General features: G+C 58.9%; 12 protein-coding genes. 2 read left to right on the top strand and 10 right to left on the bottom strand.

Annotated features, from left to right (window positions below):
• Positions 1–19: 19 nt before the first annotated feature.
• The 7 genes from uhpB to G5154_RS17015 all read right to left on the bottom strand — a co-directional run bounded on the left by uhpB (position 20) and on the right by G5154_RS17015 (position 7,341).
• Positions 20–1,540, bottom strand: coding sequence for a signal transduction histidine-protein kinase/phosphatase UhpB (uhpB, locus tag G5154_RS17045; RefSeq protein ID WP_421251213.1), 1,521 nt, complete (start codon positions 1,538–1,540; stop codon positions 20–22).
• Positions 1,537–2,127 (bottom strand): transcriptional regulator UhpA, encoded by a 591-nt coding sequence (gene uhpA / locus G5154_RS17040; protein WP_005334071.1) that lies wholly within the window; start codon positions 2,125–2,127, stop codon positions 1,537–1,539. Before uhpA ends, uhpB begins: the two co-directional genes overlap by 4 nt.
• Positions 2,128–2,320: 193 nt before the next feature.
• Positions 2,321–2,716 carry a nucleoside diphosphate kinase regulator gene (rnk, locus tag G5154_RS17035; protein WP_005334070.1) on the bottom strand — a complete coding sequence of 132 codons (396 nt, stop codon included), beginning with the start codon at positions 2,714–2,716 and terminating at the stop codon, positions 2,321–2,323.
• A gap of 245 nt (positions 2,717–2,961) precedes the next feature.
• Complete coding sequence (locus G5154_RS17030; protein ID WP_160881551.1) at positions 2,962–3,699, bottom strand: substrate-binding periplasmic protein; 738 nt, start codon at positions 3,697–3,699, stop codon at positions 2,962–2,964.
• A gap of 82 nt (positions 3,700–3,781) precedes the next feature.
• Entirely contained in the window at positions 3,782–4,468 is a 687-nt protein-coding gene (locus G5154_RS17025) for a hypothetical protein (protein WP_421251244.1), read from the bottom strand.
• 72 nt (positions 4,469–4,540) lie between these two features.
• A complete protein-coding gene (locus G5154_RS17020; RefSeq protein ID WP_421251212.1) occupies positions 4,541–5,932 on the bottom strand; it encodes an alkaline phosphatase in 1,392 nt (463 codons plus the stop codon).
• A gap of 11 nt (positions 5,933–5,943) precedes the next feature.
• Positions 5,944–7,341 (bottom strand): alkaline phosphatase, encoded by a 1,398-nt coding sequence (locus G5154_RS17015; protein WP_421251211.1) that lies wholly within the window; start codon positions 7,339–7,341, stop codon positions 5,944–5,946.
• Positions 7,342–7,664: 323 nt separating this feature from the next.
• Here G5154_RS17015 and ylqF point away from each other — a divergent pair, with 323 nt between their 5' ends.
• On the top strand, positions 7,665–8,615 hold the full coding sequence (gene ylqF / locus G5154_RS17010) for a ribosome biogenesis GTPase YlqF (protein ID WP_005334061.1): 951 nt from the start codon (positions 7,665–7,667) through the stop codon (positions 8,613–8,615).
• A 136-nt stretch (positions 8,616–8,751) separates the two neighbouring features.
• Here ylqF and G5154_RS17005 read toward each other — a convergent pair whose 3' ends face one another.
• The 3 genes from G5154_RS17005 to dinG all read right to left on the bottom strand — a co-directional run bounded on the left by G5154_RS17005 (position 8,752) and on the right by dinG (position 12,702).
• Positions 8,752–9,648: a histone deacetylase gene (locus tag G5154_RS17005; protein ID WP_421243973.1), complete on the bottom strand. Its 897-nt coding sequence runs from the start codon at positions 9,646–9,648 to the stop codon at positions 8,752–8,754.
• A 181-nt stretch (positions 9,649–9,829) separates the two neighbouring features.
• Positions 9,830–10,489 carry a DUF2057 domain-containing protein gene (locus G5154_RS17000; protein WP_005344612.1) on the bottom strand — a complete coding sequence of 220 codons (660 nt, stop codon included), beginning with the start codon at positions 10,487–10,489 and terminating at the stop codon, positions 9,830–9,832.
• A 140-nt stretch (positions 10,490–10,629) separates the two neighbouring features.
• Positions 10,630–12,702, bottom strand: coding sequence for an ATP-dependent DNA helicase DinG (dinG, locus tag G5154_RS16995; protein ID WP_216979049.1), 2,073 nt, complete (start codon positions 12,700–12,702; stop codon positions 10,630–10,632).
• Positions 12,703–13,103: 401 nt separating this feature from the next.
• Here dinG and G5154_RS16990 point away from each other — a divergent pair, with 401 nt between their 5' ends.
• Positions 13,104–14,153 carry a porin gene (locus tag G5154_RS16990; RefSeq protein ID WP_005344614.1) on the top strand — a complete coding sequence of 350 codons (1,050 nt, stop codon included), beginning with the start codon at positions 13,104–13,106 and terminating at the stop codon, positions 14,151–14,153.
• Positions 14,154–14,399: the final 246 nt, after the last annotated feature.

Here is a 14,399-nt window from a genome sequence, read left to right as displayed (position 1 = left end):
GCAGGCCCTCTGGTGGTGATTAGCCATGACCCTCCTCCCGTCTGCGACTGGGCAGGTTGACCGTCAGCTGGGTGCCGTGGATGCAGGAGAGTTGCAGACTGCCCCCGAGCGCCTGTACCCGCTCGCGAATGCCGAGCAGGCCATAGCCCTGTTGCGGGCGGCTTTCCGGCAAACCGCGGCCATCATCTTCCAGCACCAGTTGCAACTGCTCGCCGCTGGTCCGGGCGCGAATGGTGACCGAGTGGGCGTTGGCATGTTTGACCACGTTGTTGAGCCCCTCCTGACAGACCCGAAACAGGGTGACCCGCTGGGCATCCGAGAGATCCCCATCCGCCAGCTGCCACTCCAGACGGGTGACGATGCCGTGACGTTCCAGCTCCAGCTCCCTCAGCAGTGCCCGTACCGCCTGTTCCAGAGTCATGTCATCGAGCTGGCGCGGGCGAAGCCGTCCGAGCAGACCGCGCACCGCGTCATAGATCCCGAGCGACAGTGTGTCGATCAGGGCGCTGCTCTGGCCCACCCCGGCGTTGTCGGGGGCGAGGCGGCGCACGATCCCTGCCTGGGTTCGAATGGCGGTGATGGTCTGGCCGATGTCGTCGTGCAGCTCGCGCGCTACCTCCTTGCGGATGCTCTCCTCGGTCTCCAGCAGCCGCTCGGTGAGCTGGCGATTGTGGGCGAGCTGGCGGGTTAGCGCCTGATTGAGTTCGCGCTGGCGCTGGATCCCCGCGCCGAGCAGCAGGCCGGTCAGGCTCTGGGCCAGCAGGGAGAGCAGCAGATCGAGGGGGTGATCGTGCCAGGCCTGACTGGCCAGCAGGGCGATGGTGTTCATCAGGGTGGCGAGCAGCGCCCCTTGCCAGCCGTAGCGCCACGCCATGGCGATGATGGGGATGGCCAGACAAAACGGAGTGAAGCGCACCAGCGAGTTGGGCAATCCCAGTTGCAGCCAGAGGCTCAATACGAACAGCAACAGATACCAGACCAGATGGCGAAAGCGCCACTCCACCGGTTGATCCACCAGCGCAGGCCCCAGCGGCACCCAGGTGGCGCGGGTGAGGTAGTGCCAGATCAGCATGCAGGTGGAGGTCAGCGTCAGCCCGCCGGTCAGGCTGAGCAGCAGGGCCGAGAGGCCATCTTCCCCGGCCAGATGCCAGAGCAGGGCTTGCAGCAGCGCCGCCGCCGTGACGGTGGCGAGCAGCAGCAACAGTTGCTGCCAGTCGTTGCGCACCTGCTGGCGACGGGCAATCAGCAGCGGTAGCAGGGTCAGCAGACTGCCCGCGACCAGCCAAGGCCAGTGGGACAGCCCCACTTCCAGATTGAGCCAGTAGAGCAGCAGCCCTTCGCACAGCAACAGCGGCGGCCAGTAGTGGCCCGGGCTTTGCAGCAGCAAGCCGAGGCGCAGGCCGAAGGGGAACAGCAGCACCGCCAGCGCCGGGCCACCCGCCAGATGCAGGCTGATGCTCCAGAGGCAAAACCAGCCGGCGGCAAAGATGAAGCAGGCCGCCAGCGCGATGGCGACATAGCTGGCAAAACGGGAGATCACCAGCTATCCAGCATGCGGTGGGCCAGCTCGACGTTGTTGCTGACCTTGAGCTTGTCCATCAGGTTGGCGCGATGGACGTGGACGGTTTTGGGGGAGAGGCCGAGCTGCTCGGCGATGGCCTTCACCTCCAGCCCCTGTGCCAGCAACTGGGCAATCTCCCGCTCCCGATTGGTGAGGGGATCCCGGCTGCTGCTGGCCAGCTTCTGGGCGATGTCCGGCGTCAGATAACACCCCCCCTGGGCGGCGGTGCGCACCGCGGCGATCAGCTCGTCCGGGCTGCAGCGCTTGGAGAGAAATCCCTTGGCGCCGGTTTGCAGTGCCTGCTCGATGAGGGCCGGGCTGTCGTGCACCGAGAGCATCACCACAGCAAGGCCGGAGGGGAGCTGCTTGAGCAGATCCAGTCCCGACTGGTCGGGCATCGAGATGTCGCAGACGCAGACGCGCGCCCCGCTGCCGGGCAGGCCGGCAAGGGCATCGCTGGCGGAGCCGAATTCGGCGACCACCTGCAGGTCGGGCTCCAGATTGAGCAGTTGGGCAAAACCGGATCGGACGATCTGGTGATCGTCGATGAGGGCAATTTTTATCATGATGTCAGCCTGAAATTCGGTGCGTCATGACCATGACGCGGCCAACAAGATACCTGCCCCCCGAGTCAGGCTCAAGCAGCAGCAGGAAAAGGGGCTAAAAACCGGGGGGCAAGGTGCGTAAAGCTTGATCGGGATCAGCTGGCAAGGGCGAGCAAGCGGGCTGATCAACAGGGAGATGACCAGCCCGGGGGACTCAGCGGTGCAGTTCGCCGGCGCGCTCCGGCTGATAGACCACTTCCAAAATTTCTACCTCGATGGTGCGACCGGCCGGGCCCGGCCAGGCGATGCTGTCGCCCACTTTCAGGCCGAGCAGGGCGCTGCCTACCGGCGCCAGTACCGAGATGTTGCTCTCGTCGCCCTTGGCATCGCGCGGGTAGACCAGGGTGAGGCAGAACTCGTTGCCGCTGCTCTGCATCTTGAAGCGTACCTTGCTGTTCATGGTGACCACGTCCGGCGGCATGTCGGCCGGTTCGCGGATCTCGGCGCGGTCCAGCTCCTCTTGCAGGGCCAGATGCTGCGGATGGTTGCCGAGCAGTTGTTCGATACGGTCCAGATCAAGGCTGGAGATAACCAGATGAGGTTGTTTCATAAGATATTCCTTATCAATAGCGGATAGGCCCATACCGGCGGGTGCAGGTTGGCCATCACGCAAAGTGTTACAAAAATGGATTCAACAGGTTCAATCGATTGAAAATGCCATGCCCCCAAGCGACTCGCGGCCGAAGGAGCGAGGCGGGGGCTCAGCAGGGTGTGAGCAAATGCGAGGAAATAGCGAGTATTTTCATAGGGCTACCATAACCATTCTGGCCGGCCTTGGCAACCGCGATTGAGTGACTACTCAGGAGCCTGATAGTTGTACTGACGGATGATCCGCGCCAGTGTGCCATCATGGCGCATCTCGTCGATTACGGCTTGCCAGCGCTGCGCCTGTTTGAAGGGGAAATCCTTGTGAGCGGCCAGGAACAGTTGGGTGTTCATCAACACTTCCCCGCGAACCAGCTGTTGTGATGAGCGTTTGTCTTGTTGTTGGGCATACAGGATGACATTCCATGCGGCGACCCAGGCATCAATGCGACCGCGATGGAGTTTATGAGCGTTTAGTTGCTCATCTGCCACTGTCTCTCCCCGGATCCCGATGCGTTGCTTGAGTAGGTGTTGACCAAACGAGTAGCGCAGCACGCCCACATCAAGGTTTTTCAAATCGCTGCTTTTCAGTGCTTTTGGGTGAAACCGGCGATCGCTGACGATCAAAAACTGCTCATCGAGGATGGGCGTTACCCACTGATAGAGGTGCTCTCGCTGACTACTTCGCACGGGCGGTATCATCAATACATCGGGGCGGTGAATTGTCTGGGTCAGTGCACGTGGAAGTGGCATCAGCTCGATGGTCAGCGGCTCGCCTAGACGGCGGGCTGCTTCCTCCATGATCTCGATGGCGACACCGCTTGGTTTGCCGTGAGAGGAGCGAATGACGTAAGGGGGCAGCTCGGCCGCCACCAGCACAATAGCCTGGGCACCGGTGTTCACCAGCAACAACAGCAGGGTTAAAAAGGGCAGGCAGAGAGCGCGCATCAAGGTCGTGAGCAAGAGTCGAATATGCAGAGTGTAACATTCCTGCCTACGTTGTCGTTGTGCCCGCTGAGGGGTTGGGATCTCAGTCGAAGAAATCCCGCAGATCGCGCACTTCGTAATCAGCGAGTTGCTGCCAGGGGAGCTGAGCAGGCAGCTTGCGCAGGGTCACCTCCATCCGGTAGCTGCGATAGCCGTCGAGACTGGCCGACTCGACCACCAGCGGGATCTGCCACTGACTCGACCAGAGAATCCGGGTTCGTTGCTGCCCTTCGCGCTTCTCATACCAGCGGGCCTGCTCGGGGGCGGCCTCATCCAGGGGAGTCATCCCCTCGATCAGCGCCGGGTTGACGAGATGGCGGAGCCGCGGCCAGTCGGGCTTGAAGGCCACCTGGCCATACTCTTCCACCGGCACTTCAACCAGCTGGTTGTGCCAGCTGTCGGCATAGCGCAGCTGAATTTCACCCTCATCACTGCGACTGACCCAGCGGGCCGCCATCTGGTGGGTAAAGTGTTTGTGGCCGGGGGTGGTGTCGTGAGTGGCGTGATAGGCACGGGCAAGGGGGAGGGGAATGAGCCGCTGGCTCCACACCTGATTGCCCACGCGCAGCCACTTCTCTTGCCAGACACTCTCTCTGGCGATGCCATCGCTGCCGGTGTTCCGGTCGTGATAGCTGATCCGGGCGGCGAGATCCGGGGGCGTGTCGTCAGCATGCAGAGGGAAGGCGAGGGTGCTGCCAAGCAGCCATAACGAAAGCAAAAGTCGCATCATCATCTGTCGCTCGAAAGAGCCGGGGCCCGGGCCGCTGAGTCAATTGCTCAGATGTACCCAGGCCCCTGCTGCTTACAGGCCGAGCGCCTCCCGCAGTTTGCCAAACACCTTGGTGTTATCCAGCGTGCCTTTGAAGCGGTTGCTGCCGGCGCCATCGGCAAACAGCATCACATCGCCGCCTCCGTGGGTTTCCGATGTCAGTTTGACGCCGGTCTCCTGCAGATAGTCATTAGCCATCACCTGATCGCTGGTGAGGACGGAACGCACATCGGGGCGGTTGGGGCCGTTACCGAACACCAGGGTGGTGAAGGGCTTGCCATCCACGTCGTTCTGGGTCGAGCCGTCGCCATTTTTCACCAGATCCAGCACCGGATTGCCCTTGGCGGAGTAGCCGTTAATGGTCATGGTGTGGTCATGGTCGGCGGTGACCACGATCAGGGTATTGCTGAGATCCACTTTACCCAGCGCCGTCTTGACCGCCTCATCCAGTGCCACCGCGTCGGTGAGCGAGCGCTTGGCATTGGTGCCGTGCAGGGCGTGATCGATCCGGCCACCTTCTACCATAAGAAAGTAACCCTGACTGTTCTTGCTCAGCAGGTCGATCGCCTTGGCGGTCATTTCGGAGAGGGACGGCTGGGTATTGGCAGCCCCTTTGGCGACCCGATCCAGCTCGTAGTCCAAGTGGGATTTGCTGCTGAACAGGCCGAGCACCTTGCCGCTGGTGACCTTGGCCAGTTCACTTTGGGTGGTGACATAGCTGTATCCCTGTGCCTTCATCTCGGCGGTCAGGTCGCGGTTGTCATTGCGACCGCCCTTGTTGCTGGCGCTGTAGGGGGTCCAGTGGTTGGCACCACCGCCCATCAGTACATCGACCCCATCCCCCAGCGCCTGGTTGAAACCAGTTCCTCCCGGAACAGCTTGTGCGGCGATGTCATAAGCGGCATCCCGATGGCAGATGTGGGCGTAGGTGGCCGCCGGGGTCGCGTGGGTCAGCTCGGTGGTGGTGACGGCCCCGACCGATTTGCCTGCCGCCTTGGCCAGTTCGAGAATGGTGGGCACGGGCTTGCCGTTATCGCTGCTGCAATTGTTGACGGTTTTGTTGCCATTGACGTCTTTGCCGGGGGCGACGGCTTTGGTGTCGCTGCTCATGGCGATCACCTCGTTGTTCATCTTGACCCCGGTGGTGTAGGCCGCCATGGAGGGGGCCGAGTCGGTGGTCTGGGCATCGTTGGAGAAGGTCTTGATGCGGGCACTGCGCGGCAGTTTCATCATCTCCAGATTGCCCTCTTCCCCCACCTTGAACAGGCGGGTGGCGGTGAGCACGGTAGGCCCCATGCCATCACCGATAAAGAGAATGACGTTTTTGGCATCAGCGGCCTGTGCCTGGAAGGTTGCGCCCAGCGCACTGAACAGGGCGGCGCAGACCAGCGTGTGCTTGATGGATGTGTTCATCTGTTTGCTCATGAAAGTGCTCCTTACAGCTTGGCCGCAGCCTTGATCTTGCCGAACACGGCGGTGTTATCGAGTGAGCCATGGAAGCTGTCAGCCCCCTTGCCGATGGCGCCGAGGAAGACATCTGTGCCGCCGTGGGTCTCGTTGCCGATCTCGCCTACCTTGACCACCACTTCCTGGTGGTAGTCATTGGCGGAGACGGTGGCGTCGTCGAGCGGGGCGACGCTGCTGCGCGGGCCATCCACCCGGTTGTAGCCGTTGCCAAAACCTATGATGGTGTAGGGCATGCCCTCGCTATCCTTGCTTGGCTCGCCAGTCTCGTAGTTCTTCACCAGCCCGAGTACGCCGGGGTTGTCGGCGGTGGTCTTGCCGGTGCGCTTGGCATAGCCGTTGAGAACGAGCGTATGGTCGTGGTCGGCGGTGACCACGATCAGGGTGTTTTTCAGCTCGGGGTCGCTCTTTTTCACCTCGTCGATGGCGGCCTTGATGGCGTTGTCGAAGGCGATGGTGTCCTGCAGCGCCCGCTTGGCGTTGGTGTCGTGCAGGGCGTGGTCGATGCGACCCCCTTCCACCATCAGGAAGTAACCCTTCTCTTTGCCCTTGAGCTGCTTGATGGCGGCCAGGGTCATCTGGGCCAGTGACGGCTCGCTGGCGGGACGGTCCAGGTCATATTTCATGTGGCTGGAACCAAACAGACCCAGCAGTGGCTTGCCCGCCTCGGCCTTGTTCAGCTCATCCAGATTGCTGGCAAACTGGTAGCCCTTGGCCTGCATTTCGCTGATGAGGTTGCGGCCATCCTCCCGCTTGCCCTTGTCGGCTTTGGGCAGGAAGAAACTGCTGCCGCCACCGAGCACCACATCCAGCCCCTCCTTGAGGGCGCTGTTGTAGCCTTTGCCGCCCGGTACCAGCTGGGCAGCGATATCCGCTTCCAGATCCCGGTTGCAGATATGGGCATAGGTAGCCGCCGGGGTGGCGTGGGTTACCCGGGTGCTGGTTACCACACCGGTACCGCGGCCATCGGCTTTGGCCAGCTCCAGCAGGGTAGTCACCGGCTTGCCGGCGCTCTTGCTGCAGTCACTCTCATAGGTGGCGTCGCCGTCCATGCTGATGACGCCGTTGTTGCTCTTGACCCCGGTCATGTAGGCCGCCATGGAGGGGGCCGAGTCAGTGACCTGGGCATCGTGGGAGAAGGTCTTGATAAAGGCCGTCTCTGGCAGGGTATCGATGGTGAGATCACCCTCTTCGCCGACACCGTAGATGCGGGCCGCCGTCAGGGTGTTGAGGCCCATGCCGTCACCGAGGAAGAAGATGACGTTGGTGGGTTGGGTTGCGGGCTTGGTCGCCACCGTGTCATTGTCTGATTTGCAGCCGGCAGCCAGGGCGGCGCCGATCATCACTGCAAGTCCTGCCATTTTTCTCATTGGGGTTCGCTCCTTGTAAAACCTGAGCGCAGCCTAGAGGGGGCAGATGACACTTTTACTGACTATCGGTGACGGTTGTGTGAAAAAGTGATGAAAATGTTACACTATATCAAAGTGTTATCTATCAATTGAGCCGGTTGGTCCGGTCGCTTCCGGCAAGGTTTCTCCGCCTCGGCGGTTTGCTGATTTGATGAAGTGATGGCTAGAATGACCTGTCAAAATGTGCCCGCAGCAGGTAAAATGCGCCCCCTTCGTTCGATGCCCGCGGCAGAGCGCCTGTTGTTCCATGCGCCCGCCCGCAGCCCCCACAGAGAGTAACGGATATGTCCATCAACTGGTTCCCCGGTCACATGCACAAGGCCCGCAAAGAGATTGCCGAGGTCATGCCCCAGGTCGATGTGATCATCGAGATGCTCGATGCCCGCATCCCCTTCTCCAGCGAAAACCCGCTGGTGCCCGAGCTGCGTGGTGATACCCCGGTGATCAAGGTGCTGAACAAGGCGGACCTCGCCGATCCGGCGATCACCGATCTGTGGGTGGCGCACATGGAAAAAGAGAAGGGGATTAAGGCGCTGCCGTTGACACAACAAGAGCCGGAGAAGATCAAACAACTGCTGACCCTCTGCCACGAGATGCTGCCGGAACGCAACTTTGAGCTGCGCGGCGTGCGGGCGATGATCATGGGGATCCCCAACGTGGGCAAGTCCACCCTGATCAATACCCTGGCCGGGCGCATCATCGCCCGTACCGGCAACGAGGCGGGGGTGACCAAGTCCCAGCAGCGGATCAAGCTGGATAACAACGTCATCCTGACCGATACCCCGGGTTTCCTCTGGCCCAAGCTCAACCCGCCCTCCTGCGGTTATCGTCTGGCCATCACCGCGGCCATTAAAGACACTGTGTTCGACTATGCCGATATCGCCATGTTCGCCGCTGACTACTTCATCAAGGCCTATCCGGAGCGGATCAAGGCGCGCTACCAGATTGACGAGTTGCCCGAAACCGAGATCGAGCTGCTGGAGATGATCGCCCGCCAGCGGGCCTTTATGCGCAAAGGGGGGCTGGCCGACTTGCACAAGGCGTCCGAGATCCTGATCAACGAGTTCCGCTCTGGACTGCTTGGCCGCATCTCGCTGGAGACGCCGGAAATGGTGAGCGTCGAGATTGTCGAAGCCGCCGCAGAAGCCGAGCAAAAAGCCAAAGAGAAGGCCGAGCGGGAAGAGGAGCGTCAAGCCCGCGCCCGCCGCAAGTACGCCCGCAAGCGTCAGAAATAGTTATCCTCAGGCGTCCCGAGCTTGCCCGACAACGAGCGAGCTTGTGTGACCGAGATGACGAAACAAGAAGAGGCGACCCCAGGGGTCGCCTCTTCTGTTTTATCTGGTGAAATGCCCGACATATAAAGGCATGTAATCAGCCAAAACGTTGTCGCGCCGTCTCAAACAGCGACATATGAAGCGGGATCAGCTGTTGCCAGTCGCGGCGATAGCCGCCACCGGGCACTGCAGCGATGGGCACGCCGTGCAGCAGTGCACAGTCAAACACCATGGCATCGCGCAGGCGAACCGCTTCATCACTCAGGGAGAGATAGCCAAGCTCGTCGGCATGATGCACATCGACGCCCGCCTGATAGAGGATGAGATCCGGCGAATAGAGGCGCAGTGCCAGTGAGAGCGCCTGTTGCAGTGTAGTGAGATAGGCATCGTCCGTCATGCCGCTAGGCAGCGGAAAATCGAGGTGAGAAGCGGCTTTGTGATGGGGAAAGTTGTGCTCCCCATGGAGGGAGAGGGTGATGATATCGCGCCGCCCAGTGCACAAGGCCGCACTGCCATCTCCCTGATGCACATCGAGATCGACGATGAGTACCTGTTCACAGCCCCCCTCGTCGAGGCAGGTCTGGGCGGCAATCACCAGATCGTTGAACAGACAAAAACCGCTGCCGTGATCCCGATGGGCGTGGTGATAGCCGCCGGAGATCTGCAAGCCGCAGCCCTGCTCAATTGCATAGCGGCTGGCGGCAATGGTGGCACCCACCGAGCGCAAGGTGCGCTCCATCAGCATGGGTGACCAGGGAAAACCAATCTTGCGGATGGCGCGATCTTCAAGCTGGCCGCTCAGGGCCGCCGCGACATAATCAGCATCGTGAATGCGGCAGATTTGCTCCCGGGTGGCCGCAGGTGCTTCGCCAAGGGGGTAACCCCGTGCCTGCAACTGCTCAAACAGCCCCTGATACTTGGCCAGCGGAAAGCGATGGCGTTCGGGTAACGTCAGGGAGGAGTAGAGGGGGTGATAGAAAATGCGCAACGACATGGTGCCATTCTCCCTGGCAAGGTGGCGCTTTCTATATATGGAATCAGCAGATGAACCCATATATGCACTCTCTATATAAAAAGAAAGAGGAAGCGCGTAAATCAAGGCGAGTCGTGAGTGAGGCCACAGGATATGGAAAAGGGGAGCTTGGCTCCCCTTTCTGTCAATATCTCAGCCCGGCTTATTGCTGCTGGATAACCCAGATCTGGAAGGCTTTGCGGGTTTCCGCATCCGCCTTGTTGTACCAGTTTTGCAGCTGGGTCAGGGCTTCCGGATTGCTCTGTGCCTTGCTCGGCGCAGCCACGACTGGTGCGCTGGCGGCTGCCATCACGGCAGCAGAGGAGACAGCAACAGTTTTGGGCTGGTTGAATGCTTTGCCCATGTTGATCAGCTCTTGCTGATAGTCACGGGTCAGCTGGAAGCCCTCTACTTTTGGCATCACGAATTGTTCGCTGCTCACTTGCTGCCCTGTGACCTTGTCTTTCAGCGCCACTTTCTGATCTTTCAGGAACTGTTTGGCTTCTGCTTCATTACGGGGCTTTTTATAGTCCAGCACCAGTTGCTGATTGTCGGCGGCGGTGAAGTTCAGCACCAGCGGCTCGGCGGTCACCAGCTTGATTTCGTTACGGCTGGAGTAGTTGCCTTCAAAGGCGACGACCAACTGGTGCTTGCCGGCAGAGAGGGGGAAGGTGCTGGTTTTGTCGAGCAGCTTGGGGTTGATGGATTGGCCATCGATCAGCTGCACGATGTAAGGGTTGGATACTTCCAGTTGGGCATCAGCCAGGGCGCTACCGGCCCACAACAGACCAGCCAGCGCCGGTACCAGAACAGTCAGTTTCATTTCATCTCCTTGAACAGTCAGGCGATTGCCCACTGAAAACAGGGGCTCATTTTTACAGGTTTGGCCTACTGCGGCAATGGCTCTTTCCGGTGACTAAAGAGTGGTCTGCTGTTGATTTTTTTATTTATACAGTGGTTTGATTACTCGATCCGCCGAGAGAACGGCGGGAGGGCATCGAGCAACCCCTTGCCATAACGTTTGGTCAGCAATCGCCGGTCAAGGATGGTGACCCGCCCCCGATCGGCCTCTTTGCGGATGAGTCGACCACAGGCCTGTATCAGTTTGCGCGATGCCTCCGGCACTGTCAGTTGCAGGAACGGGTTGCCTCCTCGCTGCTCCACCCACTCGGCGGTGGCCTCCTCGACCGGCGAGTTGGGCACCGCAAAGGGGAGCTTGGTGATCACCAGATTGGTAAGGTAGTGACCCGGCAGATCCAGCCCCTCCGAGAAGCTGCCGGTACCAAACAGGATGCTGGCCTGACCGCCATCGCATTTTTGCTTGTGCAGGGTGAGCAGGGCGCTACGGGAGGCTTCCCCCTGCACCAGCAGTGATAGTCCCTTGGCTCGCAAGCCAACAGCCACCTCATTCATCTGCCGGTAGGAGGAAAAGAGCACCAGACTCGCCTCCTTGCCCGCCAGAATGCGCGGCAGCACGCTGACAAGCTCGCTGGTAAAAGCAGGCGAGTTGGGTTCGTGCGCCATTTTGGGCAGATAGAGCTCGGCCTTTTGGTAGTCAAACGGTGAGCGCAGGCGCAGATATCGGGTGCCGTCATGCTCTTTGAGTCCTACCTGATGGCGAAAATAACTAAAGGATGAGAGGGCGGTGAGCGTTGCCGAGACCAGCACGGCCCCCAGGCATTTCGACCAGAGCCACTCCTCCAGCAGATATCCCACCTCTATGGGGGAGGCATGCAGCCAGATATCGCCATCATCGCTCTTGGCCATCCAGCGGGCGAGCGGGGTTTTGCCTGTCGGGATATGGCGCCCCAGCATCTCCCACAGGGCGCAGAAACTCTCCAGCCGCTGCAGATGAAAACCGCTCTCGGCCAGCAGGGGTTCTGCCTCCTTACGGCGGATCTCGCCATCTTTCAGTGCTTCACCGATCGCTCCCTGCATCCTATCCAGCGCCCGCAACGCTTTCTTGCTCGACTCCTTGAGGTTCTCTGCCAGCATGGGCAGGGGATCCGGCAACACCCCCTCGGCGAAACGATAGTGGGGGTCACTGCCAAACAGCCGATCGTTGGCGCCGAGCCACTGCTCGACCGCCTTCAAGTCGGGTTGGATGGAGGCCAGCGCATCCTGCAATTTGAGTTGGGGGTCGAGCAGGCTTTCCTTATTAAGCGTCCGCGCCAGCTTGCCTGCGCTTTGCACCAGCTTCTCCAGCCAGCGGCGTGAACCTTTGATACTGGCCGACGCCGCGCCGTGATCCCGGGCAATGGTAGGCAGGTGATGGGCTTCATCCAGTACATAGATGCATTCATCTGGGGGGGGCAGGATGATACCTCCGCCCATGGTGAGATCGGAAAGCAGCAGCGCATGGTTGACCACCAGTACATCGGCGCTATCCATGTCGTTGCGGGCGCGATGAAAGGGGCAGTGCTGGTGATGGCTCAGCGCTTTGTTGCAAGTATGACGGTCGGCGGCGATGCGATCCCAGCAAGTGTCGGGAATGGGCTCTGGCCAGTTGTCCCGATCCCCATCCCATTTGCCATTGGTGTAGGCCTGCCACAGGGCCTGGTAGCGATCTTTGTCGCTGTCAGATGGCTTGGATTTGCTCAGACTGCCAAAGTCGAGCTCAAAGTTGGCCATCTCGGCACCACTGGCTGCCTGCTCCAGCAGATGCTCGCAACAGTAGCGCTGGCGTCCTTTGACCAACATGAAACGAAACGGCAGCTCACTGTGGCGGTGGTAGAAGGGGAGGTCTTTGTGGATCAGCTGCTCTTGCAGCGCCACGGTGGCGGTGGAGATCACCAGCTTCTTCTGGGTAAGGCGAGCTACCGGAATAGCGCCTTGTGCATAGGAGAGTGATTTGCCGATGCCGGTGCCGGCTTCGGCAACCAGAATGCGGCGCTGTTTATCGTACTCCCCGGTTAACGTCTTGGCGATTTCGGCTACCAGAAAATTCTGCTCCTTGCGCGGTACAAAACCGGGTAATTCATCCGCAATCTGGCGATAAGTCTGACGGATGATGGCTTTGAGGCGAGTCGAGAGCATAAAGATAAAGTCAGCTTGGGAGTTAATCGGAAGACAAGGATACCCGTAACCCCTTGGAGAGGTCGAGGAGACATCCATTCTCACAATGGTTTCTCGCTACTTAGACAACCTTGGGGGTTTATCAGGCATCTGGCTTCATGCGCATACAAAACACACCGTTTAAGTTCAAAAAAGCAGCTAAATAGATTGCAAACGTTTCCCTTTTAGCTGCTTTTTAGGTGAGATCTGGCTCACATTTTTGTCTCCATGACTATGGTTTCCATAAAAAGTTCCAAGTTTTTTCATTGCGGTTCAAAAAATCCGGTGCTAGTCTCGGCGGCATAGTGATGCAAAGAACATCGCTAACACAGGGAATAACAACAACTTAACTTAGTGTTTAATTACAGTAGGCATTGGAAACTATGAAAAAGACAATTCTGGCTATTGCTATTCCGGCTCTGTTTGCATCCGCCGCTAACGCAGCAGTGATCTATGACAAAGACGGTACCACTTTCGACGTATACGGTCGTGTACAAGCTAACTACTACGGTGAACACGATGATACCGACGGCGAGCTGATTGGCTCCTCCCGTCTGGGTTGGTCCGGTAAAGTTGCTCTGAACAACACATGGTCCGGTATTGCCAAGACCGAGTGGCAAGTAGCTGCTGAAAACTCTGACAAGGGCAGCGACGGTAAGTCTAGCAAGTTCGACGCTCGTCATATCTATGCAGGTTTTGACGGCACCCAGTACGGTAAAATCATCTTTGGTCAGACCGACACCGCTTTCTACGACGTGCTGGAGCCGACCGATATTTTCAACGAATGGGGTGATGCAGGTAACTTCTATGACGGTCGTCAAGAAGGCCAGGTTATCTACTCCAACACCTTTGGTGGTTTCAAAGGCAAGGTTTCCTACCAGACCAACGACGACGTAGCTGTCAAGATCACCGACGTAGGTCAGAAAGTTAAAGAAGATGCAATCTTCGGTTCCGATGTTAAGCGTAAGAAAGCCTATGCAGCTGCCGCTGGTTACGACTTCGACTTCGGCCTGGGCTTCAATGCCGGTTATGCCTACTCTGATCTGCAGAACAAAGTTAACGGCAACACTGGTAAGAAAGACGAGTGGGCTGTTGGCGCGCACTACGCTATCAATGGTTTCTACTTTGCTGGTGTTTACACCGAAAGCCAAGTTAAGAACAAGAGCCTGGGTATGAAAGATGACGGCCGTGGCTACGAGCTGGCTGCATCTTACAACGTAGACGCCTGGACCTTCCTGGCTGGCTACAACTTCAAAGAAGGCAAGGCCAACGCTCAAGCTGCCGGTTCTACTTACAAGGATCTGGTTGACGAAACTCTGCTGGGTGTTCAGTACGCCTTCACTCCGAAGCTGAAAGCTTACACCGAGTACAAGATCCAGGGTATCGAGAAGCATGACGACGAGTGGACTGTTGCTCTGCAGTACAACTTCTAATAAGTTGCACATGAGTAATATCCAGGCTTGAGTCTTTGACCAGGCTACGATTGGCCGAGATAATTTCTCGGCCATTTTCTTTTTTGGCGACAACGTATTGGCGCCATGATAAATCGCTGGATTGCTGTGTTAAGTGAGCTTTGGCAAACCATCTGTCTCGGTTAATCTCTCCTGCTTCCTGCTTCCTGCTTCCTGCTTCCTGCTTCCTGCTTCCTGCTTCCTGCTTCCTGCTTCCTGCTTCCTGCT

Origin of the sequence: Aeromonas sp. 600527, assembly GCF_049175415.1 — a bacterium.
Classification (GTDB): domain Bacteria; phylum Pseudomonadota; class Gammaproteobacteria; order Enterobacterales; family Aeromonadaceae; genus Aeromonas; species Aeromonas veronii_A.
This window is presented reverse-complemented; position numbering and strand designations above follow the sequence as displayed.

What these genes read in the sequence shown, in the direction of transcription:
- G5154_RS17000 (WP_005344612.1), bottom strand. Translation starts at nt 10,489, where the DNA reads ATGAAACTGACTGTTCTGGTACCGGCGCTGGCTGGTCTGTTGTGGGCC.
- dinG (WP_216979049.1), bottom strand. Translation starts at nt 12,702, where the DNA reads ATGCTCTCGACTCGCCTCAAAGCCATCATCCGTCAGACTTATCGCCAG.
- ylqF (WP_005334061.1), top strand. Translation starts at nt 7,665, where the DNA reads ATGTCCATCAACTGGTTCCCCGGTCACATGCACAAGGCCCGCAAAGAG.
- rnk (WP_005334070.1), bottom strand. Translation starts at nt 2,716, where the DNA reads ATGAAACAACCTCATCTGGTTATCTCCAGCCTTGATCTGGACCGTATC.
- G5154_RS17005 (WP_421243973.1), bottom strand. Translation starts at nt 9,648, where the DNA reads ATGTCGTTGCGCATTTTCTATCACCCCCTCTACTCCTCCCTGACGTTA.
- G5154_RS17020 (WP_421251212.1), bottom strand. Translation starts at nt 5,932, where the DNA reads ATGAGCAAACAGATGAACACATCCATCAAGCACACGCTGGTCTGCGCC.
- uhpA (WP_005334071.1), bottom strand. Translation starts at nt 2,127, where the DNA reads ATGATAAAAATTGCCCTCATCGACGATCACCAGATCGTCCGATCCGGT.
- G5154_RS17030 (WP_160881551.1), bottom strand. Translation starts at nt 3,699, where the DNA reads ATGCGCGCTCTCTGCCTGCCCTTTTTAACCCTGCTGTTGTTGCTGGTG.
- G5154_RS17025 (WP_421251244.1), bottom strand. Translation starts at nt 4,468, where the DNA reads ATGATGCGACTTTTGCTTTCGTTATGGCTGCTTGGCAGCACCCTCGCC.
- G5154_RS17015 (WP_421251211.1), bottom strand. Translation starts at nt 7,341, where the DNA reads ATGAGAAAAATGGCAGGACTTGCAGTGATGATCGGCGCCGCCCTGGCT.
- G5154_RS16990 (WP_005344614.1), top strand. Translation starts at nt 13,104, where the DNA reads ATGAAAAAGACAATTCTGGCTATTGCTATTCCGGCTCTGTTTGCATCC.